Source organism: Rosenbergiella gaditana, from assembly GCF_018494065.1.
Taxonomy (GTDB): Bacteria; Pseudomonadota; Gammaproteobacteria; order Enterobacterales; family Enterobacteriaceae; genus Rosenbergiella; species Rosenbergiella gaditana.
This window is the reverse complement of the sequence record NZ_JABBFR010000006.1, coordinates 23898-47165: the sequence shown is the minus strand read 5'-3', so window position 1 is coordinate 47165 and position 23268 is coordinate 23898. Positions and strand designations below refer to the sequence as shown.

Annotated in this window: 21 protein-coding genes, 2 pseudogenes and 1 riboswitch; of the genes and pseudogenes, 13 read left to right on the top strand and 10 right to left on the bottom strand. The window is 48.2% G+C overall.

Features of this window, described 5'->3' with window-relative positions; genetic code table 11:
• Nucleotides 1–34: 34 nt before the first annotated feature.
• Together folE and yeiB are read left to right on the top strand one after the other, a co-directional pair.
• Complete coding sequence (gene folE / locus HH682_RS06060) at nucleotides 35–700, top strand: GTP cyclohydrolase I FolE (RefSeq protein ID WP_214236704.1); 666 nt, start codon at nucleotides 35–37, stop codon at nucleotides 698–700.
• Nucleotides 603–1811, top strand: a pseudogene (yeiB, locus tag HH682_RS15780) (DUF418 domain-containing protein YeiB); the annotation flags it as partial. The gene folE and the pseudogene yeiB, both read left to right, overlap by 98 nt.
• Here yeiB and sanA read toward each other — a convergent pair.
• The 4 genes from sanA to metG all read right to left on the bottom strand — a co-directional run bounded on the left by sanA (nucleotide 1735) and on the right by metG (nucleotide 7537).
• The gene (gene sanA, locus HH682_RS06055; protein ID WP_214236703.1) at nucleotides 1735–2598 is read right to left on the bottom strand and encodes an outer membrane permeability protein SanA; all 864 of its coding nucleotides are present in this window, start codon (nucleotides 2596–2598) and stop codon (nucleotides 1735–1737) included. The pseudogene yeiB and the gene sanA sit on opposite strands and share 77 nt — an antisense overlap.
• Before the next feature lie 107 nt (nucleotides 2599–2705).
• Nucleotides 2706–4403, bottom strand: coding sequence for an NAD-dependent malic enzyme (locus HH682_RS06050; RefSeq protein ID WP_214236702.1), 1698 nt, complete (start codon nucleotides 4401–4403; stop codon nucleotides 2706–2708).
• Between the two features lie 113 nt (nucleotides 4404–4516).
• Nucleotides 4517–5407, bottom strand: a complete 891-nt coding sequence (cdd, locus tag HH682_RS06045; protein WP_214236701.1) for a cytidine deaminase — start codon at nucleotides 5405–5407, stop codon at nucleotides 4517–4519.
• A 66-nt stretch (nucleotides 5408–5473) separates the two neighbouring features.
• A complete protein-coding gene (gene metG / locus HH682_RS06040; RefSeq protein ID WP_214236801.1) occupies nucleotides 5474–7537 on the bottom strand; it encodes a methionine--tRNA ligase in 2064 nt (687 codons plus the stop codon).
• A gap of 172 nt (nucleotides 7538–7709) precedes the next feature.
• On the opposite strand from metG, the gene apbC reads away from it, so the two are divergent.
• The 4 genes from apbC to HH682_RS06020 all read left to right on the top strand — a co-directional run bounded on the left by apbC (nucleotide 7710) and on the right by HH682_RS06020 (nucleotide 12374).
• The gene (apbC, locus tag HH682_RS06035) at nucleotides 7710–8819 is read left to right on the top strand and encodes an iron-sulfur cluster carrier protein ApbC (RefSeq protein ID WP_214236700.1); all 1110 of its coding nucleotides are present in this window, start codon (nucleotides 7710–7712) and stop codon (nucleotides 8817–8819) included.
• Nucleotides 8820–8913: 94 nt separating this feature from the next.
• Nucleotides 8914–9477, top strand: a complete 564-nt coding sequence (ahpC, locus tag HH682_RS06030; RefSeq protein ID WP_214236699.1) for an alkyl hydroperoxide reductase subunit C — start codon at nucleotides 8914–8916, stop codon at nucleotides 9475–9477.
• Between the two features lie 67 nt (nucleotides 9478–9544).
• Nucleotides 9545–11116 carry an alkyl hydroperoxide reductase subunit F gene (gene ahpF, locus HH682_RS06025; protein WP_214236698.1) on the top strand — a complete coding sequence of 524 codons (1572 nt, stop codon included), beginning with the start codon at nucleotides 9545–9547 and terminating at the stop codon, nucleotides 11114–11116.
• An 82-nt stretch (nucleotides 11117–11198) separates the two neighbouring features.
• A complete protein-coding gene (locus HH682_RS06020; RefSeq protein ID WP_250318582.1) occupies nucleotides 11199–12374 on the top strand; it encodes a DUF4056 domain-containing protein in 1176 nt (391 codons plus the stop codon).
• A gap of 4 nt (nucleotides 12375–12378) precedes the next feature.
• Here the strand turns inward: HH682_RS06020 and idnO are convergent, their stop codons facing one another.
• Nucleotides 12379–13143: a gluconate 5-dehydrogenase gene (gene idnO / locus HH682_RS06015; RefSeq protein ID WP_214236697.1), complete on the bottom strand. Its 765-nt coding sequence runs from the start codon at nucleotides 13141–13143 to the stop codon at nucleotides 12379–12381.
• Between the two features lie 154 nt (nucleotides 13144–13297).
• Between idnO and HH682_RS06010 the strand changes: the two genes are divergently transcribed.
• The 3 genes and pseudogenes from HH682_RS06010 to HH682_RS06000 all read left to right on the top strand — a co-directional run.
• Entirely contained in the window at nucleotides 13298–13738 is a 441-nt protein-coding gene (locus HH682_RS06010; RefSeq protein ID WP_214236696.1) for a hypothetical protein, read from the top strand.
• A 4-nt stretch (nucleotides 13739–13742) separates the two neighbouring features.
• Entirely contained in the window at nucleotides 13743–14300 is a 558-nt protein-coding gene (locus HH682_RS06005; protein ID WP_214236695.1) for a hypothetical protein, read from the top strand.
• Nucleotides 14301–14379: 79 nt separating this feature from the next.
• Nucleotides 14380–14750: pseudogene (locus HH682_RS06000) on the top strand (IS1 family transposase); the annotation flags it as partial.
• Between the two features lie 167 nt (nucleotides 14751–14917).
• Here HH682_RS06000 and HH682_RS05995 read toward each other — a convergent pair.
• Nucleotides 14918–15166: a hypothetical protein gene (locus HH682_RS05995; protein WP_214236694.1), complete on the bottom strand. Its 249-nt coding sequence runs from the start codon at nucleotides 15164–15166 to the stop codon at nucleotides 14918–14920.
• 447 nt (nucleotides 15167–15613) lie between these two features.
• A riboswitch (TPP riboswitch) is annotated at nucleotides 15614–15708 on the top strand.
• Between the two features lie 32 nt (nucleotides 15709–15740).
• Between HH682_RS05995 and thiM the strand changes: the two genes are divergently transcribed.
• Nucleotides 15741–16535, top strand: coding sequence for a hydroxyethylthiazole kinase (gene thiM / locus HH682_RS05990; RefSeq protein WP_420826188.1), 795 nt, complete (start codon nucleotides 15741–15743; stop codon nucleotides 16533–16535).
• Nucleotides 16532–17350 carry a bifunctional hydroxymethylpyrimidine kinase/phosphomethylpyrimidine kinase gene (gene thiD, locus HH682_RS05985; protein WP_214236693.1) on the top strand — a complete coding sequence of 273 codons (819 nt, stop codon included), beginning with the start codon at nucleotides 16532–16534 and terminating at the stop codon, nucleotides 17348–17350. Before thiM ends, thiD begins: the two co-directional genes overlap by 4 nt.
• On the opposite strand, the gene yegS is transcribed toward thiD, so the two are convergent.
• The 4 genes from yegS to HH682_RS05965 all read right to left on the bottom strand — a co-directional run bounded on the left by yegS (nucleotide 17339) and on the right by HH682_RS05965 (nucleotide 21817).
• The gene (yegS, locus tag HH682_RS05980) at nucleotides 17339–18229 is read right to left on the bottom strand and encodes a lipid kinase YegS (RefSeq protein ID WP_420826187.1); all 891 of its coding nucleotides are present in this window, start codon (nucleotides 18227–18229) and stop codon (nucleotides 17339–17341) included. The two genes, thiD and yegS, sit on opposite strands and share 12 nt — an antisense overlap.
• A 45-nt stretch (nucleotides 18230–18274) precedes the next feature.
• Entirely contained in the window at nucleotides 18275–19627 is a 1353-nt protein-coding gene (trhP, locus tag HH682_RS05975) for a prephenate-dependent tRNA uridine(34) hydroxylase TrhP (protein WP_214236691.1), read from the bottom strand.
• 109 nt (nucleotides 19628–19736) lie between these two features.
• Nucleotides 19737–21089 (bottom strand): molecular chaperone, encoded by a 1353-nt coding sequence (gene yegD / locus HH682_RS05970; RefSeq protein ID WP_214236690.1) that lies wholly within the window; start codon nucleotides 21087–21089, stop codon nucleotides 19737–19739.
• Nucleotides 21090–21154: 65 nt separating this feature from the next.
• Nucleotides 21155–21817, bottom strand: a complete 663-nt coding sequence (locus tag HH682_RS05965; protein ID WP_250318581.1) for a phosphatase PAP2 family protein — start codon at nucleotides 21815–21817, stop codon at nucleotides 21155–21157.
• A 182-nt stretch (nucleotides 21818–21999) separates the two neighbouring features.
• On the opposite strand from HH682_RS05965, the gene udk reads away from it, so the two are divergent.
• Nucleotides 22000–22641, top strand: coding sequence for a uridine kinase (udk, locus tag HH682_RS05960; protein ID WP_214236689.1), 642 nt, complete (start codon nucleotides 22000–22002; stop codon nucleotides 22639–22641).
• Between the two features lie 33 nt (nucleotides 22642–22674).
• Entirely contained in the window at nucleotides 22675–23256 is a 582-nt protein-coding gene (gene dcd / locus HH682_RS05955) for a dCTP deaminase (RefSeq protein ID WP_214236688.1), read from the top strand.
• Nucleotides 23257–23268 lie beyond the last annotated feature (12 nt).

Here is a 23268-nt window from a genome sequence, read left to right as displayed (position 1 = left end):
TGACGGGTGTACCACCTGTTGGAGAATTAAGACGATGTCCGAATTAAGTCAGGAAGCGATACTGGTCCATGATGCGTTGCTGGCTCGCGGGCTTGAAACCCCCCTCAACGCGCCGGTGAACAGCGTAGACAGTCAACAACGCAAACAAAAAATAGCGGAACATATGCGCGAAGTGATGTTGCTGCTTAATCTTGACCTCACCGATGACAGTTTAATGGAAACCCCTAATCGCTTAGCGAAAATGTACGTCGATGAGATTTTTTCTGGCTTAGATTATGCCAACTTCCCCAAGATCACCGTCATTGAAAATAAAATGAATGTGGATGAAATGGTTACGGTGCGCGATATCACGCTAACCAGTACCTGCGAGCATCACTTTGTGACAATAGATGGCAAAGCAACGGTAGCGTACATCCCTAAAGATAAAGTCATTGGCTTATCTAAAATCAACCGCATTGTGCAGTTTTTCGCCGAACGTCCGCAAGTGCAAGAGCGCTTAACGCAACAGGTATTAGTAGCCCTGCAAACCTTACTTGGTACCAATAATGTCGCGGTCTGCATTGATGCGGTACACTACTGTGTCAAAGCGCGTGGGGTAAAAGATGCCACCAGCGCTACCACCACGACCTCGTTGGGCGGATTATTTAAATCAAGCCAAAATACGCGTCAAGAGTTTCTACGGACCATTCGTAATAACTAATTATCCCACGGCCAGGATCCTTCCTGGCCTGATTGAGAACCTCACCCCTATGCCTCGTTACCCGCAACTCGACTGCCTTCGAGGGGTCGCCATACTCGGTATTCTGCTACTTAATATTGTCAGTTTTGCATTGCCATCCGCTGCCTATTTAAACCCAGCGTGGCAAGGCTCCCCTTCACATGCCGATACATGGTTATGGGCGGTGTTAGATTTGTTTGCTGAGCTAAAGTTTCTCTCGCTATTAGGGCTATTGTTTGGTGCCGGGATTATTTTTCAACTGCCACGTGGTTTACCCTGGATGACTCATCGATTAGTGTGGCTAGTCGTGTTTGGACTGTTGCACGGCATTCTGTTGTGGCATGGTGACATTTTATTGTCCTGGGGGCTGACCGGCCTCGCGGTCTATCGGATTATAGCCTACAGCGAAGAGAGCGACAGCTTACTACGGACTGGCGTGATTTTTTATCTTTTTGGAGTGGGTTTATTAGCGGGTTACGCACTTATCTCGGGTCATACGCCGGGGAGTGATTGGATTCCTCAACCGGCTGAAATCGCTGCAGAACGGTCCCTCGCCCTTAACGGAGGTTGGTTAGCGATTCACGATCGTCTCTCGCAATTTGATAGTCGTTTACTTGCGCTCGCGACCCAATATGGCTGGGAACTGGCGGGTTTAATGCTGATCGGCGCGGCCTTAACTCGTCAGGGCTGGTTAGTGGGGCAACGTTCGGTCAACCATTATCGGCGCTGCTATCGTTGCTTACTGCCTCTTGGATTGGTGATCACTGGCGTGGGAACCTATTTACAGTATGCAACGGGCTGGGCATTTCGCTGGAGCGGTTTTTGGTTGCAGATCCCTCGCGAGCTAGGCAGTCCATTACTCGCCTTAGGCTATGTAGCACTCTTTCACGCCCACTGGCAGCGGCTTTCAGCTTGGCGACTTACCCCACTTTTGATGCAAGTCGGCCGGATGGCCTTGAGTAACTACCTATTACAGACCCTAATCTGTACCACTATTTTCTCGGTAATGGGCTATTTTATGGCGCTGACGCGTGTGCAGCTGCTGGCGGTGGTGCCTTGGGTGTGGTTGCTAAATCTGGCGTTTTCGTACTGTTGGCTTCGTTACTTTCGCCAGGGGCCACTTGAGTGGTGTTGGCGTCGACTGACACGCTGGACGGCAGGCGTTTAGCCTGCTGTTTTTCTAGCTCAACCAGCTGCTCAGGGGTGACGGCGGGATAGGTCGGACCCTGTTTCGGGAACTCTGTTCGGCTTGGTATTGGGACCATAGGACCGAGAAAATGTGGTTCGCTATTAAACAAATAAAGATCGGCCAGAGCAGCGAGTCGCGCGCCTACCTCACGAATACGAATACTTAATATATTTTTGGGTGAGGGCACGGCAAAACATTGGGCTTGAATGCCCTGTTGTAACGCGATAAACAGCGCACGTTCACAATGAAAGCGTTGAGTAATAATAATAAAATCGTTGGTATCAAATACTTTGCGCGTTCTAACGATAGAATCTAAGGTTCGAAACCCAGCGTAATCCAGCACGATATCAGTGGGCCGTACACCATTTTTAATCAGATCACGCCGCATCGTTCGGGGCTCGTTATAGCTCTGCAGCGCATTATCGCCACTGAGTAATAAATAGGAGACTTTGCCACTGTTATAGGCGTTCAACGCGCCTTGGATCCGGTAGAGATAATATTGGTTCGGCTCACCACCACGATAATATTTGGAGGTACCCAGCACAACGCCAACTTGGCGTTTAGGGAGTTGGGAGACGGTATCATAAATATAAGGCGCTGTTTTCCAGCTGATCCATTGATCAAGCCCGATAGCTGTTAGCCCAAGCAGCATTACTAGGGCGAATAGACCAATAAGCAGTCGCTTTATCATACCGTGCAAAATCCTTTGAATATTACTGAGAGTAGGGTACTTGAGTGGACTGGATCAGGCAAGGAGATCAAGGCAAGCCAAAGAAATGGCTTACCTTATGGGGACGATTAAATGGACGCTCGGCGGTATTGCCGATAATGGGGCTTCCAGAAATTAGCCTCTACTGCACCTTTGATCTGTTCTTCGCTGCTTTGGGTTGCCACACCGTCTTGTTGTGCGGCCAGCGCCACCTTTAACGCGATATATTTCGATACCGATTGAATATCGGTAATAGGCGGCAGAATTGGCCCTTCGCCATGTAATACTTTCGGTGAGCAATCCGCTAAGGCTCGACAGGCACTGAGTAGCATATTTTCCGTAACCCGTTGAGCGCCGCTAGCGATAACCCCCAAACCGATGCCTGGGAAGATATAAGCGTTATTACACTGCGCAATGGCATACTTTTCATTTTGCCACGTTACCGTACCAAATGGACTTCCGGTAGCGACTAAGGCTTTACCCTCTGTCCAGCTTAAAATATCGGTGGGGGTCGCTTCTGCGCGTGAGGTTGGGTTCGAGAGCGGCATCACAATCGGTGTTTCACAGTATTTGAACATCTCGCGAATGATCTCTTCAGTAAAGAGTCCGGGTTGTCCTGACACCCCAATTAAAATGGAGGGATGTGCATTGTGCACGACATCGAATAACGAGTAATCGTCGTTGTCACTCTGCCAATCACTCAGTGCAGACGAAGATTGACTTAAGCGCTGTTGGAAGTCGAGCAAATTGGTGAGTTTATCGGTGAGTAAGCCATAGCGATCAACCATGAACACTCGCGCGCGAGCCTCTTTTTCAGATAGCCCCTCATGTTGCATCTCTTTCACGATTTGTTCAGCGATACCACAGCCAGCCGACCCCGCACCAAGAAAAGCGACACGCTGTTCGGAGAGCTTGGTACCTGCCGCGCGGCTTGCTGCCACTAAGGTACCGACGGCAACGGCGGCCGTACCTTGAATATCATCATTGAAGCAGCAAAGGTCATCTTGATAGCGCTCCAATAATGGCATGGCATTCTTTTGCGCAAAATCTTCGAATTGAAGTAGAACGTTCGGCCAGCGACGTTTAACCGCGGAAATAAAGGCTTCGACGAAACGGTCATACTCTTCACCAGTGATCCGCGGATGACGCCATCCCATATATAAGGGATCGTTTAACAGCTGTTGGTTGTTGGTACCCACATCGAGCACAATTGGTAGAGTATAAGCCGGACTAATCCCCCCACAGGCGGTATAGAGCGACAATTTACCAATCGGTATCCCCATGCCACCGATACCTAGGTCACCTAGACCGAGAATACGCTCACCATCGGTCACTACTATGACCTTAACGTTTTGTTTAGTGGCATTCTGCAACATATCTTCGATATGATCACGTTGCGGGTAGGAGATAAAAACACCTCGCGCCCGACGGTAGATTTCCGAGAAATGTTCACAGGCACTGCCCACGGTAGGGGTATAGATGATGGGCATCATCTCTTCGAGATGATCGTCGATTAAGCGATAAAATAGCGTTTCATTAGTATCTTGTATATTACGCAGGAAAACATGCTTGTCGTTATCATTGCGAAACGCATTAAATTGCTGCCAAGCGCGTTCCGCTTGCTCATCAATGGTTTCAACGGTATCCGGTAATAAGCCATTCAGGTTAAAAGCAGTGCGTTCGTCTTGGCTAAAGGCGCTGCCCTTATTTAATAGCGGGAATTCTAATAAAATTGGCCCAGCGTAGGGGATATAGAGGGGACGTTCGCTTTCATACTCAAATTCCATGCTTTACTCCGTAATGGGGTCGGTGTGTGGCGTAATGTCGTCTAACTATAGTTCCCTCGGCTGGGATTTTCCGCGCATTGAGTCACTTTCTTACCAAAATTAACCGAACGTTATCACTCAAGCGTTAACGTAACAGTTTCTAGTGGGTGCACCCCTAAGGCGGCGAGTGTTGCTTCACTGGCTGACTGTTGAGAAATGCTCGCATCGGCGATTTCGACTAATACGGCGCGAGTGATCGCACTCACTGGATACCCCTGTAATTGCAATATAATCAGCGCACTTTGCAGAGGCGGTAAGCTGGGGTTAAAGGCTGCATTTTCTGCATAGCGGCCAGTCACCCAGTGCTCAGCATTAATTTCTAAGGCAATACCGCTATAGGCTCGGGTATAGGGCGCATAACTTTGACTGGCAGCCTCTATTGCCGCGCGAACCAGTGGATCGGGGTGTGACGCAAAAGGCTGTGATTGCGGGTCGAACAGTGTATCGGTGATACCTAAATCCTTTGGTCCGAAGGCATTGGGAAGGTAATGATGCAGTGATTGGGGGGCACAATCAGGGAGATAAATAGTGAGCTGCTGCGCGCAATTTAATTCATTCATAAATTGTCGGCAATGACCGCAAGGTGTGTAGTTAACCATCACGCCTGTCAGGCTAGTTTCATTACTCATCCAAGCATGGGTAATGGCGCTTTGTTCGGCATGTACAGTTTGTTGCAAGGGGGCTAGCGCAAACTCCATATTGGCGCCAAGATACCATCGCCCACTTACCCCATGCGCAATCGCACCGACGTGAAACTGGGATAACGGGGTAATGGCATAGCTTGCTGCAATAGGTAATAAAGCTACGGCCAAATCCGTCGCTGACAGGCCGCTGGCCTGTTGTAATGCAGCAATCTCTTCTGCACTAAAACTGGCATTAAAGGTGTCGGCAGTTAAATAAGGACGTAAGGCTTGGGCGAGTTGAGGCGGGCAGTCCTGGAGGGCGTGAAGTAAGCTAGGGTTCATTACAGTTTTCTCATTACGTAACGGGAAAAAAAGCCGGGCAATGCCCGGCTTAGGTTCAATGAAAAATTATCGTACCGGCATGCCGGGCGTCGCGCCACTGTCAGCCGAGAGGATAAAGAGGTCAGCCCCGCCATTACCTGCAGACAATACCATCCCTTCCGACACGCCAAAGCGCATTTTGCGTGGCGCGAGGTTAGCGACGATAATGGTCAAGCGTCCGACTAATACTGACGGATCGGGATACGCGGCGCGGATCCCAGAGAAAATTTGCCGTTTTTCTCCACCGACATCCAGCATTAGGCGCAGTAATTTATCGGATCCCTCGACGTATTCGGCGACTTCGATCAGCGCAACCCGCATATCGACTTTTGCAAAATCATCGATGGTGATGGGGCCTGAGGCTGCTTCCTCGGTCACCACCGGAGCAGCGGCTTTTTTCTCCGTTTTTTTAGCAACCTTCGGCGCAGGGGTAGCCGCGTCGGCATCCTGTTTAGAGGCGTTAATCAATGCCTCGACTTTTGCCATTTCAATACGTTGATAAAGTGCTTTGAAAGGTGCGACACGATGGCCAAGCAGCGGTTCTGCGATTGAATCCCAAGTTAACGTGCTTTGTAAAAACGCCTCGGCACGCTCACTTAGAGCAGGCAGGACCGGTTTTAACCATGTCATGAGTACACGGAACAGGTGGATACCCATTGAGCAGATCGCTTGCAGTTTTGCATCGCTACCTTCTTGTTTAGCGACGACCCAAGGTGCTTGTTCGTCCACATAGCGGTTTGCATCATCAGCCAAGGCCATGATTTCGCGGATAGCTCGACTAAACTCACGGCTTTCCCATGCCTCGCCAATCGATGTTGAGGCATCAATAAAGCGTTGATACAGGGCTGGGTCATCTAATTCTGCTGCGAGCTGTCCGTCGAAACGTTTAGTAATAAACCCAGCGTTACGCGAAGCGAGATTGACGACTTTATTCACGACATCTGCATTCACGCGCTGTACGTAATCTTCTAAATTGAGGTCGATATCATCGATACGAGAGGAGAGCTTAGCGGCATAGTAGTAACGCAAGCTATCGGCATCCAGATGTTCTAACCAAGTGCTCGCTTTAATAAATGTCCCGCGTGACTTAGACATTTTCGCGCCGTTTACTGTGACATAGCCGTGAACGAATAGGTTGGTCGGTTTACGGTGGTCACTGCCTTCGAGCATTGCTGGCCAGAACAGGCTGTGGAAGTAGACAATATCTTTACCGATAAAATGGTAGAGCTCGGTGGTAGAGTCTTTTTTCCAATACTCATCGAAATCGATATCGGTGCGCTTGTTACACAGATTACGGAATGAGCCCATGTAGCCGATCGGCGCATCTAGCCAAACGTAAAAGAATTTACCCGGCGCATCGGGGATTTCAAAGCCGAAGTACGGGGCATCACGGGAAATATCCCACTGCTGTAAGCCGGTTTCAAACCATTCTTGCATTTTATTCGCGACTTGCTCTTGTAGGGCACCTGAACGGGTCCACGCCTTGAGCATTTCGGAGAACGAAGGCAGATCGAAGAAGAAATGTTCAGAATCGCGCATGACTGGCGTCGCACCAGAAACCACGGATTTCGGCTCAATCAGTTCGGTCGGGCTATAGGTGGCACTACAAACTTCGCAATTATCGCCATACTGATCGACAGCCTTACATTTTGGACAGGTGCCTTTCACAAAACGATCAGGTAAAAACATCCCCTTTTCTGGGTCATAGAGCTGGGAGATGGTGCGGGTTTTGATCAAACTATTTGCTTTCAGGCGATCATAGATCAGCTCAGAAAGCTGGCGGTTCTCTTCACAGTGCGTCGAGTGATAATTATCGTAACTAATGTTGAAACCGGCGAAATCGCGCTGATGTTCGGCACTCATTTCTGCGATCATTGCTTCGGGCGTGATCCCCAATTGTTGAGCTTTCAACATGATAGGGGTGCCATGTGCATCATCCGCACAGATAAACCAGGCTGTATTGCCACGCATTCGCTGATACCTTACCCATATATCCGCTTGGATATGCTCTAGCATATGCCCAAGGTGAATTGAACCGTTGGCGTAAGGCAGGGCACAGGTGACCAGTAATTTTTTTGTGGCTTGAGTCATAATTTGCGTAGCTTTCTGTAGATGAACAAAAGGAATAATGAATGGTAACTGAAGGCCCCGACAAGGTAAACGGTTAACGTCAACTAACAGCATGGACAGTAAGAATCTGTTAAGATTAGCGCTTGCGTTACCCTCTAACCGTGCTTAACCGATGCCTTCTAGGAGCGATGCCATGTCTTTTGACCCCTCATCCCCGCAATCCACCGATTTGCGTGACACCGTTAACCCGCTTTTCGCTCAGTTTGCGCATCCGACGTTACGACAAAATCTGGTTGAGCTTAACGCGCTGCAACACGCGGTGTTACTGGACAAGATACTGCATATCGAACTGATACTCCCGTTTGCTTGGCCTCAGGGCTTTAAAGCATTACAAGCTTGGGCGAGCCCCTTACTGACTGAAGCAACCGGTGCAACAGCCGTTGATTGGCACCTCGACTACGCGATCGCCACATTGCAGCGCGTTAAGCAATTACCGGGGTGTCGTGGTGTTAAAAACATTATTGCTGTCAGTTCTGGCAAAGGCGGTGTGGGAAAATCGAGTACTGCACTTAATGTGGCGCTGGCGCTAGCGGATCAGGGAATCAAGGTCGGCGTACTGGATGCGGATATTTATGGTCCCTCTATTCCGCAAATGTTAGGCACGGCGGAGCAACGTCCTTCCTCCCCTGATGGTAAGCATATGGCGCCGATTATGAGTTATGGATTGGCGACGAACTCTATTGGTTACTTAGTGACGGACGATAATGCCATGATCTGGCGAGGTCCAATGGCCAGTAAAGCATTATTACAGCTGCTGAATGAGACGCTTTGGCCAGACCTTGATTATTTGGTCGTGGATATGCCGCCAGGTACTGGCGATATCCAGCTTACCCTTGCGCAAAATATTCCGGTTACTGGCGCGGTAGTGGTCACCACACCGCAAGATGTCGCACTACTGGATGCGCGTAAAGGGGTGGTGATGTTCAACAAAGTCGATGTACCGGTGTTAGGAATTGTCGAAAATATGAGTGTGCATATTTGTCAACATTGTGGTCATCAAGAGGCGATTTTTGGACATGAAGGGGCGAAAGCGTTAAGTGAAGATTATGCGATTCCGGTATTGGGAAAAGTTCCGTTACATATTCAATTACGGGAAGATCTGGATGCCGGTATCCCAACCGTGGTTAGGGATCCAACGGGACAATTTAGCGAGCTTTATCGCGAGATTGCCGAGAATATTGCTACCCAACTCTATTGGCAAGGCCAGGTTATTCCTGAGGATATCTCTATTAGAACGCTTTGATAGGTATGACTGATTATACCGATACATAGGAGTGATTGGCCTGAAATGGGGGGGTAGCTTAAGGTAGCACCTAACATTATTACGGAGGCCAATCATGTCCATTATCAATACTAAAATTAAACCTTTCAAAAACACCGCTTTTAAATCAGGTCAATTTATCGATCTGACCGAGAAAGACGTCGAAGGTAAATGGAGTGTGTTCTTCTTCTATCCTGCTGACTTCACTTTTGTCTGCCCTACAGAGTTAGGCGACGTCGCCGATCACTATGATGAGTTCCAAAAGCTTGGCGTCGATATTTACTCCGTCTCAACCGATACCCACTTTACCCATAAAGCGTGGCATGGCAGTTCCGACACCATCGGTAAAATCAACTATGCGATGATTGGTGACCCTACCGGTTCACTTACGCGTAATTTCGATATTATGCGTGAAGCGCAAGGTCTCGCCGATCGCGGTACCTTTATCGTCGATTCAGAAGGTATTATTCAGGCAGTAGAAATCACTGCAGAGGGTATTGGCCGTGATGCATCTGACCTACTGCGTAAAGTGAAAGCCGCACAATATGTAGCAAGCCATCCTGGCGAAGTGTGTCCTGCAAAATGGAAAGAAGGCGAAGCGACCTTAGCGCCATCTCTCGACTTAGTCGGTAAAATTTAAGCGACACTCGCAACGTCATCGTATTACGGGCGCTCTGGCGCCCGTTTTTATATCCGGGGAAGGCAATATGTTAGAAACTCAATTACAAACACAATTAAAAACCTACTTAGAAAAACTCACCAAACCTGTCGATTTAGTGGCGTCCCTTGATCACTCTTCAGCCTCGACAGAGATCCGTCAACTTCTTATCCAGATTGCGGAATTGTCGGAAAAGGTGAATTTTATTGAGGAAAACCGAGCGGATGTTCGTCAGCCTTCTTTTTTGATCACACCGCAAGGTCAACGACATGGCCCGCGTTTTGCCGGATCGCCATTAGGCCATGAGTTTACCTCGCTGGTATTAGCATTGTTACAGACCGGTGGGCATCCTTCGAAAGAGAGTCAAAAGCTGCTTGCACAAATTAAAGCCTTGCCAGACGAATTACATTTCGAGACCTACTATTCACTCTCCTGTCATAACTGCCCAGATGTGGTACAGGCGCTGAATTTACTGTCGATCCTTAATCCCCGCATCCATCACACAGCGATCGATGGCGGTCAATTCCAACAAGAGATCGCGGACCGCAACATTATGGGCGTGCCGGCTGTATTGCTTAATGGCGAGAGTTTTGGCCATGGACGTATGACGTTGGCTGAAATCGTCAACAAAGTGGATACCGGTGCCGCGGCGCGTCAAGCCGCAACGCTGACTGAGCAGGCCCCCTACGATGTATTGGTAGTTGGTAGCGGTCCGGCTGGCGCAGCCGCCGCCATTTACACCGCTCGTAAAGGTATTCGTACCGGGTTAATGGGCGAGCGCTTTGGCGGACAGGTGCTTGATACGGTAGATATCGAAAACTATATCTCAGTCCCGAAAACCGAAGGCAGTCGCTTAGCCACCGCATTGCGTACCCATGTTGAAGATTATCAGGTTGATATTATTGATACCCAACAAGCTACTCAGTTGCAGCCAGCCGTCGAGCCAGGCGGATTACACCAACTTCAGACCGCGAGTGGCGCGACGCTGAAGGCGAAAAGTATTATCGTGGCAACCGGCGCACGCTGGAGAAATATGGGTGTGCCGGGCGAAGAGACCTACCGGACTCGCGGAGTGACCTACTGTCCACACTGTGACGGACCTTTATTTAAAGGAAAACGTGTTGCCGTCGTCGGTGGCGGGAATTCTGGGGTAGAAGCGGCGATAGATTTAGCGGGTTTGGTTGAGCATGTCACCTTATTAGAATTTGCGGACGCCCTAAAGGCCGACCAAGTACTGCAAACCAAATTACGCAGCCTGCCGAATGTTGAGGTTATCGTTAACGCCCACACCCAAGAAGTATTGGGAGATGGTCAACAAGTCACCGGACTGGTGTGGAAAGATCGACTGACCGAGCAACTGCATACCTTAGCGCTGTCCGGCATTTTCGTTCAGATTGGTTTACTGCCGAACACGGCGTGGTTAGAAGGGGTGATTGACCGTAACCCAATGGGTGAGATTATTGTCGACCCGCGTGGTGAGACCAATCAGCCCGGTATCTTTGCAGCAGGTGATTGCACCACCGTCCCTTATAAGCAAATTATTATTGCGAGTGGTGAGGGGGCGAAAGCGGCACTCAGCGCCTTCGACTACTTGATCCGTACTCAACCAGTGCAAGCTTAACTGTCAATTGCTTAAGCTGCCTCTAGTTTAAGCAATTTTCAGACATATACAGAATGACAAACGTTGGATTCTCCCCTTAACTATGCTGAATAAAGTTAACGGGAAAAGTAAAATGTTACGCATCTGGCGTTGTCGTTCTCCTCTATTTATAGCCTTAACGCTCTCACTAATGCCGCGTGCTTGGGCAGCGAATGCTCCACTCGATTTGGAGACCGACCCTCATCAAGTCGTCTCCCAAGCAAGCCTCTTACCGTCTTTGCAAAAACCCGAAGGGCTGCGGCCTTGCTGTGCGTTTGGCCATGATTTACGTGCGGAACTGAAAGGCGTACCGGTTCCTTTTTATCGGCTTGATAATATCGTTGAAAGTCATCAGTTAGGGACTCACCGTTATAATGATAGTGTGATCCGTGGTCTGACTAGCATGGTCGGTGGCGGCAGTGAAAAAAATGGGATTCTCTATACTACGCAAGGCGGATTTATCGACACGGCCCATGTGCGTGACAGTATGGATATGACCTATTGGATCGCGAGCCAGCTCTTGCAGCATCAGGGGAGTGCCTTTCGGGTGAGTCTAAGCAATGAACTGGCTCGGCGTGAAATCGTGGTCCGTCCTTATCAGGTCCCGAGCGATCACCAGAAAGCTTTTAGTCTAGTCGTATGGACGGCTGCACGCGTGGCGTTCGACTTGGCCGCGTGGCATGAAATTGCACAATGGTATGGTTTTGAATCCGTGCCCGGTTTCTCTGAAGGCGTCTCTGCCTTTTCCCCTGAAGACCTTTATTCCAACCTATTAGGTGTACGCTTAGCCGCTGCGCTTCTGTTACAGGGGGAAGGTCGGGACTTAACTCATTACAACTCACGCGCCACCGACATAATCACACAAGCACTTGATCAATTGGGAGCGGTCTCAAAGCAAAATACCGCGCAGCAATTCGATCGTCTTGATGGACAATGGTGGGATAGCCAGCGGCGGGTGCCTAATAAATGGTTGGTGAGACAACGTAACTATCTGACGGATAATGCTCGACGACCCACACCCATTCCAGGAGAGCCAAGTGCTAACCATGAATTGGCCTTACCTGAGCAGGTGGCAGGGGTGACCTTAGATGACGTTGCCGTGCTGGAACTCTTACCGGTCAAGGCTTCCCAGCAACTGCCTGCGTTTACTGAGAAGTTAACCCGCGAAGATTTTCAGCGCTTAGCCGAGCAGGCTGAGACTGAGGATGCCCAGCAGCGACCTGCTCTTAAAGCGGAGTGACGGCTTAAACCGCGACCCGCATACCGCCGTCGACAAAAAGCAGATGACCATTCACAAAGTCGGAGGCTTTTGACGACAGAAAAACCGCAGCACCAATTAACTCTTCTGGATTGCCCCAGCGAGCGGCTGGGGTACGTTTGGTTAGCCAGTCAGTAAAGGTTTTGTCCTCAACTAGAGCTTGCGTCATTTCTGTGGCGAAATAGCCAGGGGCAATCCCATTAACTTGAATATTATACCGCGCCAATTCGACACACATACCACGAGTGAGCATGGTAACAGCGCCTTTTGATGCGGCATAAGGCGTAATGGTATCGCGGCCCAATTCACTCTGCATCGAGCCGATATTGATAATTTTACCGGCTTGGCGTTTAGCCATATAACGGGCGACGGTTTGAGACACTAAAAAGACCGCTGTTTGGTTCACCGCAATCACATCGTTCCAATCTTGTTCTGCGAATTCTAAAAAAGGGCGACGTCGTTGGATACCGGCATTATTGATAAGGATATCGATTTGACCAATAGTGGATTCAATTTTCTCAATCGCCTCGGCCACCTTCTCGGAGTCCGTGACATCAAAGGCAACCGCATGGGCGTTGTGGCCAAGCGCGCGGAGTTTGGCTGCCGCACTTTCTGCTCCCGCCTGCTGGGTGGCATTAATAATGACTTCTGCCCCCGCTTCGGCTAAGCCTTTTGCCATGAGAAAGCCAATCCCGCGTCCTGATCCAGTTATTAGTGCGCGTTTATGTGTCAGCGAGAAGAGTTGGCTCATGCAAGTTTTCCTTATTCATCATTAAGTAAAATCAATTGAGGCTTATTTAGCGAAATTAGCGTCGCTGTTAATGTGATCTATATCACTGTTTTTCTATATTAGTAGAGTAAATTTGTTAATTTTCAGGAGGTAAACTATACAGGGAGGAAAATTTGTGACAACTAAAACTTTTAATTACTCACAGATTGCAGATTTAAGGATTGAAGGTGTTGGTGCTCATGCCAGTTTTTCAATTAACCTTAATGTGACTGATAAAAATATAGAAAATGGTAAAAGTGTATACATATCAGCCACAGGTAAAACAGCCGCTGTAAGGGCGGCCGGAAGTGGTAATGTTTTGTTTTGGTGTAATGTTAGAGATGTTTTAAATAATAATATATATAAACTTGACAGGCATAGAGGTGAATATTTTGCTATAGGTATTAATGATGCTCTAATTGGTTCAGTTACATTTCAAATCCCCAAGAGCGGTCTTTCATCACCTATAATAGAGATTGAAGCTGGTTATATTTATGATGGGGGTTATATTGGTAGCGCAGTTCCTTTTCCGTCATCTATGAAAAGAAAAATAGTGTTAAGCCAATTTGATAGGTAATAATATGATTTTTAAAAAAACTGCAATTGTTATTTCATTTTTTTTATTGCTGGAAATTAATGCTTATGCTGTTGATAATAAATATGAAAAGTTAACAGAAGAAGCTTCTTTTTTGCTAAAGGAATATGTTGATTCAACTGATGGTGATGTAAAAAATTCGATATTGAGTAGGTTGTCTGTTCTTTCTAATAACAATCCAGATAACATTAATGTCGTTAGGATGTATACGGGTATTTTATCTTCAAGAGGTGAGTATAAAAAAGCGATTTTTGTACTTGAATCATTTAATAGAAAAAATAAAGACACTTCTTTGCTATTACATGAATGTATGTTGAAGGATAGGGTTGGTGATTACGAAGAATCCTGTTACAGGAAAGTTATATCATTAAAAAGATCTAATGGGATTAATGATGTTGATTATCTCATGGCTTTATTTATGGTTGGAGATAAGAATTTCGATAAGGATAAAAGTATTTATATGAAGGGAAGGGATGACAATGATGATCTTAAGATTTTTGAAAATAAAAAAGAAAAAATTCTAAATGTATTTTATCCAAACTAAACGCCTATTAATAGGGCGTTAATTGGTAATGCCTCTAATTAGTTGAATTAAAGTATAATCAGGCTGCTGAGGTTTTCTCATAGCTAGCATTACTGTTCATTGTCCCCGCTGTCAATCTGGTCAAGTTTACCGTCATGGTCAAAACCCTAAAGAGCGTAACTGTTTTCGCTGCCGTGATTGCCATCGCGTGTTTCTACTCCACTACACTTATGAAGCCCGTAAGCCTGGAGTCAAAGACCAAATTACCGAGATGGCTTTTAATGGTGCTGGAGTCCGTGATACCGCAAGAACGCTTAAAGTCGGTATAAATACCGTGATTCGCACTTTAAAAAAATCTCGCCAAAGCGAATAACTTCATCTCCCGTTGCTTATGCTGATGTCGCACTTATTTATAAACTTGATGAGCCATGGGGCTTTGTCGGCAGTAAAAAACAAGCACACTGGCTCTGGTGTTTCATTTTCCGACCGGAAAGGCGATGAATGGGACGAGAAATCGCGCGTGAGGCTCTGGAGCAGCGGCATTAGCTCATTAATTACGCTAACTCCATTAGATCAACGTCCTGACCAAGAAGCCAGGACGTTGTCATCAATCTGAGCCGGGTTAATCCCGGCTTTTTTTAACGCTTTTTATTCGATTGAGAAACAACCGAACCCGCTAACTTTTTTGTCGTATCGCTGGAGCGCGGATTTTTCAATGCTGCCGATGCCTTTGCTTCCATATCTGCGCCAGTCTGGTTTTTAGAACCCGTCTGGGACAATACAGAACCCGCTAAACTCTTCTGAATGTTAGAGGCGTTTGGATTGTTAAGAGTCTCTGCAGCCAGATGAGCTACATCTTTTGAGGATTGCTTATCATTATTCGCCATTTGAGCACCTATTCACAGGATGGATGAGGTAATATATTGTATGGTTTAAAAGAATAACCACAATACAGAGTAGTTATATTAGCGATGGAATGGTCGGTCAAGCAAGCTCGATATTTTTTTTACTGTTTTTTATAATGAGTTCAATTGTATGTAACTTGAACGTTTACAGTGGTTATACAAAGAAATTTAACCAATTTGCATGAATCTTAGCTCAGGGCGACTTTTTAAGCTGTGGGTAATGGCACCGCTAAAGCCTAAGCATACTTAGGTCAGTACAGCCGTGAAACCGCCTTCAGTAGAATTCTTGAGGTGGGGGAGCACGGCTTTTTTTAGTAGGAGTTTACCCCTAGTACATAGAGTATTTTTTGGGTTGAGTCTTCGGCTTCCTGCTGGCATGATCCAGACTAGGGGTTAACGAGACGTTAATCGCAACATATTGATTTTGAAGTATATGACTCGGGGTGCCTAATTTATCAGGCTGAGAAATACCCGTAATACCTGAACTGGATAATGCCAGCGTAGGAAAGTCACTCGCTCCCTTTGGGCTGTCTTTCTACCGCCGGTGGGAGACAATATGCCCACAGATACCGCTATGTTTGAGCTTGACGCACCGATTGCCCAACAGGCTATCGCTCAGCTCGCCGACCACTCCCCACTTATTCACTGCATCACCAATACGGTTGTACAGAATTTTACTGCCAATTTGCTGCTTGCGGCCGGGGCGCTTCCGGCAATGATCATCGATCCGAGTGAATGCCAAGAGTTCGCGCAGGTCACCGATGGGCTATTACTGAATGTCGGTACCCTACACCACCAACACTGTCCCACCTTTTTTCATGCCGCGGAAAATGCTAACCGCTATGCTACTCCTTGGGTGCTGGATCCGGTGGCAGTGGGGGGCTTAACCCTACGTACCGAATTCTGCCGTAAGCTGCTTTCGCTCAATCCGAGTGTGATCCGCGGCAACGCTTCGGAGATCAGCGTGTTGGCAGGTGAAGCGACTAGCGGCCGGGGGCCGGAAACGCAACTCAGTGCTAATCAGGCACTCGACGCGGCGCGACAACTCGCGACCACGATAGAGGGCGTCGTGGTGGTCACGGGGGAACACGACCTGATTACTGACGGCCATCGAACCCTGAAGGTTTCGGGTGGCTCTGTGCTGGCGACGCGGGTGACGGGAGCAGGGTGTGCGCTGTCGGCACTGTGCGCTGCCTTTGCGGCACTGGGGGGTGATCGCCTCCACAACGTTGCCAGTGCGTGTTGGATGATGTCACGGGCAGGCGAATATGCCGCCGAGCAGGCCGCGGGGCCGGGGACTTTTGCGGTACATCTTTTAGATGGATTAGCCCAGCTGAGGAAGATGAGATGAGCCCTTATAATATCTTGACTATCGCGGGTACAGACCCTTCTGGTGGTGCCGGTATTCATGCCGACTTGAAAACGTTCAGTGCCCTAGGCGGCTATGGCACCAGTGTGATCACCGCGCTGGTTGCTCAAAATACCTGTGGCGTACAAGGGATTTATCCTGTCTCTGCCGACTTTGTTGGTCAGCAGTTAGATTCAGTACTGACTGATTTGGATATTGCCAGTGTGAAAATGGGGATGCTGCATCATCAAGGTATTATTGAGCAAGTTGCCAAAAGGTTAGCGCAGTCAACTATCCCTTGGCGAGTATTGGATACAGTGATGTTGGCAAAAAGCGGCGACCCGTTGTTAGATCCTGACGCTATACACTGCCTACGTGAGGTGTTGATTCCCATGGTATCAATCATTACCCCAAATATCCCGGAGGCGGCCGCCTTACTTGACTGCCGTCCTGCTGAGAACGAGAAGCAGATGCGGGAGCAGGGCGAACGGTTATTACAATTGGGATGTGAGGCAGTGCTAATGAAAGGCGGTCATTTACAGGCGGAGGAGAGCCCTGATTGGTTAATTACCGCCACTAGACATCAGCGTTTTAGTCAGCCGAGAATCGCCACGCGCAATACGCACGGGACAGGGTGCACCTTGTCTGCGGCGCTGGCTGCCTTACGACCACATTTTACTCACTGGTCGGAAACAACTTGGCAGGCCAAACAGTGGTTACAAGGGGCGATTGCTCATGCTGATGAACTCAAGGTGGGACAGGGCCAAGGGCCCGTCCATCACTTTTATCAACAGTGGCCCGTCGCACTAACCCAATAGTGCACAGGATGGCGGAAGGCGAAAACGGATCGCCTCGCCCAACACCTTAAAGTGGAAGTGCGTGCCGCTCTGCGGTTCGCCATCCAAATTAAAGGTCATGGTGTGTTCGCTGGTGAGGGAGAATTCACTGGCGCGTTGGTTGATGATATTGGGGTTCTCGTCATCACGTGTCAGTGCGTGAAGTAGCGACGGAACGATCTCCTGAGCCGTGATAATAGTTAAGGCCAGTTGTTGGTCATTGATCAAGGCAGTTGGGCAAAGTCGTTGACCGCCACCTGCTATACGCCCATTACCGACGGCGATAACTAACGCGTCGCCTTGCCATTGCCATTGCTCGCTGGTGATAGTGCAACGGTCTGGTTTTAATCTGTCCATACGTAACAGCCCATGCAGGAAATAGGACGCGCCGCCAAGGGCTGACTTCAATTTTTCTGGGGTCTCTGTGGTGATTCGCGTGCCAAAACCACCGGTTGCCACATTGATAAAGTAGTGCTGTTGATTGACACAACCAAGATCGATGGACTGAGCGCTAGCGGTTAACGCTAGGCGAAGTGCCGCTTCCGGCTCCGGCGGCACGCCTACACTGGTAGCAAAGTCATTGGCTGTACCCAAAGGCAGCACCGCCAGTGGCGGACGTTGCTCCGCGGGGAATTGCATTAAGCTATTGACGGCCTCGTTAAGACTGCCATCACCGCCGCCAATAATAAGGGTTGAGCAGTGATCGGCAATCGCTTCCGTGATGAAACGGTGGCAGTCGCCAAATTCCCAGGTCACTCTGACTTGTAAGTTGGCCCCTTCATCGCGTAATTGAGTGACAGCGTCACGGATAGTGGGTTCACTGGCTTTTTTACCATTTAAAATCAGAAACGCTGGAGCCATACTCATTACCTTCACTTAATCAAATTGGCTCCTTTATACCATACCTTAGCGCTGATTGTTGCGATGGGGGGCTTGCGTAGTCTGCCCATTTTCCAAATGACGAACTAATAAAGCATACGCAAGATCGGTGTTTGGTGGGATGGGGATCCACACGCGGTAACCATCGCCGGGGGCAACAGTTATTGCCCGATAATTTTTATCTTGCAGCGTTTCGAGAGTAAACGAGAAATTACCTTTAGGCGTCATTACTTCTAAATGGTCGCCACACTGGAATTTATTTTTAACAATCACTTCGGCTAAGCCATTATCTCGGGCTTGGCTAAATTCACCCACAAACTGTTGTCGATCAGAAACAGAATAGCCTTGCTGCGTATTTTGGTAGCTGTCATGTGTGTGACGGCGCAAAAAGCCTTCGGTGTAGCCGCGATGAGCTAAACCCTCCAATGTAGTCAGTAGTGAACGGTCAAAAGGTTTGCCTGCTTGCGCGTCATCGATGGCTTTGCGATACACTTGCGCGGTACGTGCGCAGTAGTAAAAGGATTTAGTGCGGCCTTCGATTTTTAGTGACTGAACACCCAATGCGATCAATCGCGGCACATGCTCTACCGCACGTAAATCTTTTGAATTCATGATGTAGGTACCGTGTTCATCTTCGGTGGCACTCATCGGCTCATCGGGGCGCATTTTATCGGTCAGTAGCAGCGCTTGTTGGGTAGTGGGGCCTTTTCCAAGCGTCGGGGGTAGGGGGTCACTTTCCACCATATTGCCGAGATCATCTTCCTGAGCGGGGCTGACTTTATAATCCCAGCGACAAGCATTGGTGCAAGTCCCTTGATTGGGGTCGCGTTTATTTAAATAGCCTGATAGTAAGCAACGGCCGGAATAGGCCATACAGAGAGCACCATGAACGAAGACTTCTAATTCCATTTCCGGCACCTGCTGACGAATCTCAGTAATCTCTTCTAAAGAGAGCTCACGAGAGAGGATTACCCGGCTAATGCCTTGTGTTTGCCAAAATTTTACGGTTGCCCAATTGACAGCATTAGCCTGGACCGAAAGATGGATAGGTACGCTGGGAAAGTGTTCACGTACCAGCATGATCAGACCCGGATCAGACATAATCAGCGCATCGGGCTGCATAGCAATCACCGGTGTCAGATCATGAATAAAGGTTTTGAGCTTGGCATTATGGGGCGCGATATTGCTGACGACGTAGAATTTTTTACCTAGCTGGTGAGCCTCTTGGATCCCTAAGGCTAAGTTATCAAGCGTAAACGCATTATTTCTTACGCGCAGACTATAACGAGGTTGACCGGCATAAACAGCATCTGCGCCATACGCGAAGGCATAGCGCATATTTTTTAACGAGCCAGCGGGAGAGAGTAGTTCTGTTGTCATGTGACAGTCCCAAACTTAAACAGGGCTAATATTAGCCCTATAAAAAGTAGGGGATTCTACGTGTCGTGCGATGGCACAACAAACTATAATCTTTAGTGAATTGATCTGACTACGTAAAAAGTGTGTTTGCCCAGCGTGTTAACCCCAGGGTTACCGACCCAAAGTCATCCCCTTGAACAATTGGCGTATCAGGCAGAAGCTGTTCTAAAGCTTGACGAAGCAGAGGTGAGCGCGCACTGCCGCCGGTTAAGTAAATAACTTCAGGTTTTACTGTGGATTGCTGCATCACATCACTGACTTGCTGAAGCATTTTCTGTAGCGGTGAGTCGATAGCTTCACGCAAGGTTTGCGCAGAGAGCTGGAGATCCAATGCCGCGTCGAGATAGCCTAAATCGCAAGTGGTCTCTTGCTCAGCGGAAAGATCGATTTTCGCTTGTTCGGCACTACGCACCAGCTGATAGCTTTGCTTTTCTCGCCACAATGTCAGTAGACGAGTCACCAACTCGGGCTGTTCAGCATCTTTGACCATTTGCTGAAGTTGCTGACCGCCACGGGAACTATAAAAATCCCCTTGTGCCATCACATCGTTGATCGCGATAGCATTCCACCAAGGCAGTAAGGGTAGGGCTTTTCCCGAACGAGAGGGGCTACCGGCACCTAATAATGGCATCAGCTGCTTATAAGCCAACATAATATCCAGATCATTACCGCCAACACGGCATCCGCTGTGAGCCAGTAAGCTTTCGCTACGTTCGGCTTTATGACGCCACTCCGGGCCCATTAGCAGTAGTGAACAGTCTGTGGTTCCCCCGCCAATATCGACGACCAGTACGCGTGTTTCACGCGTGAGTTGTGACTCGTACTCTAAGCCTGCAGCCACTGGTTCGAATTGAAATTCGATATGGCGAAATCCTGCACGCAGTGCCGCACGACGTAGAATGCCGACAGCTTGTTGGTTAGCCTCTTCTCCGCCTGTTCCTTGGAAGTTGACGGGCCGACCAATTACGGCTTGCTCAATCGGGGTTTGCGTATGTCGCTCTGCTTGTTGACGGATATGTAACATCATGGCGCACACTACATCATCAAAAAAAGCAATCTGCTGAGGCTTAAGCCCTTTTGCACCGAGGAAAGATTTCGGTGATTTAACAAACCACACCTCTTGCGGATCCGCCATGTACTGATTGAGGGCAGATAAACCAAACTGAACACTTTGGGCTGAAACCGGGAGATCTTCCTCGCGATTAGTCCGTAATGCTTGTTGTAAGAGTGCCGTTTCATCGGCCGTCTGATAACTGACACCATGATGACGATACAACCATTCGCTTACCACAGAACGAATGGGGGCACTGATCATTGAGGGGAGTAATTTCTCTGTGCCGGCAATCGGAAGTTGTTGAAACTTACCTTCTCGTTCAATCGCCACTGAGCAGTTCGCTGTACCATAATCGAAACCAATTACCATGCTGCACCCCCTTAATAAAAGGGGCGCACTTTAACGGGTTACGGGATAAAGTCAATGGCTAACTGCTATTGACCTAAGGATAACAATTGCTGCCGTGTGTGGGGATGTTCCATTCCGGCAATTTTTGCCGCTAGAGTACCGAGGAAATGCTGAGTGGTGGCGGGTTTACCTTGTGACACTAAACACAGAGGTAGCGCGATGATAAGCAGTAACTCAGCAATGGAAATCGGCTTAAACGCCACATTTCGCTGTATTGCCAGAAAAAATAGACTGCAACAAGACCCCAATAAAAAGCCACTTATCACCTCACTGGGGGAGTGGGCATGCAGCACCAAGCGAGAATAAGCAATCGATAAAGCAAAAAGATAGCCGAATACCACCAAGATGAGTGGACGCTTGAGGGAAAATCCACGAGCGATAAACCATAAAAAGATAGGCCAAAACGTGGTAGACATGGTGGTGTGGCCGCTAAATCCAGTAAAATTATAGCGCGCACTGCCAATTAAAAACCCTAAAAATAGGACTTTTGAAATACTGACCATTAAGCCTGCGGTGCCGAAACTGGCCAACCAAATAATGACAGGCGCTAAGCGTGACGTGTTATAGAACAAGGCAAAAGCCAAGACAACAGCACTCGGTAACAGCAGCATGCTATCGCCAAAATAGGTCAACATTTGCCAGTGCATAAATCCTCTAAAGTCGATAGGGATTGGCTGCCAGTCAGCCAACTCAGCGCGCTAGTGTATCCAACCCTTACTAAAAAAACAGCGCTAAACTCTTAAAAGTGAGTCCTTTTCGCTAGCATCACTGCAGTTAAACCCTTATAATCGCCAGCGTTTATCCTCCCATTTTGCTAAAGTGCTTGCTAAACAATGCAGGTATTTCGGCTTCAGTTTCAGGTTGTAAAATAATGACTGACCAGTCTCATCAATGTGTGATTATCGGAATTGCGGGCGCATCCGCATCGGGTAAAAGTTTAATTGCCAGTACGCTGTATCGTGAAATTCGTGACCAAGTGGGCGATGAACATATCGGTGTCATCCCCGAAGATAGTTATTATCGCGATCAAAGTCATCTCACGATGGAAGAGCGTATCAAGACCAATTATGACCACCCTAATGCGATGGACCACGATTTACTCTTGAATCAACTGCAAGCACTCAAGTCAGGTCAGTCTATCGAATTACCGATGTACAGCTATTCTGAACATACCCGCATGGCCAAGACCCAAACCCTAAAACCCAAAAAAGTGATTATCCTTGAAGGGATTTTATTGTTAACCGATGCGCGATTACGTAATGAATTAAATTTTTCTATTTTTGTCGATACCCCGTTAGATATCTGTTTAATGCGTCGAATGAAACGTGATGTTAATGAACGGGGACGTTCAATGGATTCGGTAATGACTCAATACCAGAAAACCGTTCGCCCAATGTTCTTACAGTTTATCGAACCATCGAAACAATACGCGGATATTATTGTACCGCGTGGAGGAAAAAATCGTATTGCGATTGATATTTTGAAAGCTAAGATTAATCAATTCTTTGAATAAGTTTTTACTGAGACATTTTATTAGGGAACCACTATGAGATTATGCGACCGAGACATTGAGGCGTGGATGGATGAGGGCAAACTCGCCATCGATCCCCGCCCGCCTGTTGAGCGGATAAACGGTGCCACGGTCGACGTGCGATTAGGGAATGGCTTCCGTACCTTCCGCGGTCATACGGCAGCATATATTGATCTAAGTGGCCCTAAAGATACGGTGAGCGCTTCGTTGGAGCGCGTAATGAGTGAAGAGATCGTCTTACAAGAAGATGAAGCTTTCTTCCTCCATCCAGGTGAGCTTGCTTTAGCCGTGACCTACGAGTCGGTGACCTTACCTAATGATTTGGTTGGTTGGTTAGATGGCCGCTCATCGTTAGCACGTCTTGGATTAATGGTGCATGTCACTGCTCACCGTATTGACCCCGGTTGGAAAGGGCGAATTGTGTTAGAATTCTTTAACTCGGGTAAACTGCCATTGGCGTTACGTCCAGGCATGTTAATCGGGGCATTGAGTTTTGAACCTTTATCCGGTCCCGCTGCCCGGCCTTATAACAGCCGCCAAGATGCCAAATACCGTGATCAGCAAAGTGCGGTGGCTAGCCGAATCGATAAAGATTAATTTCGTTTAAGG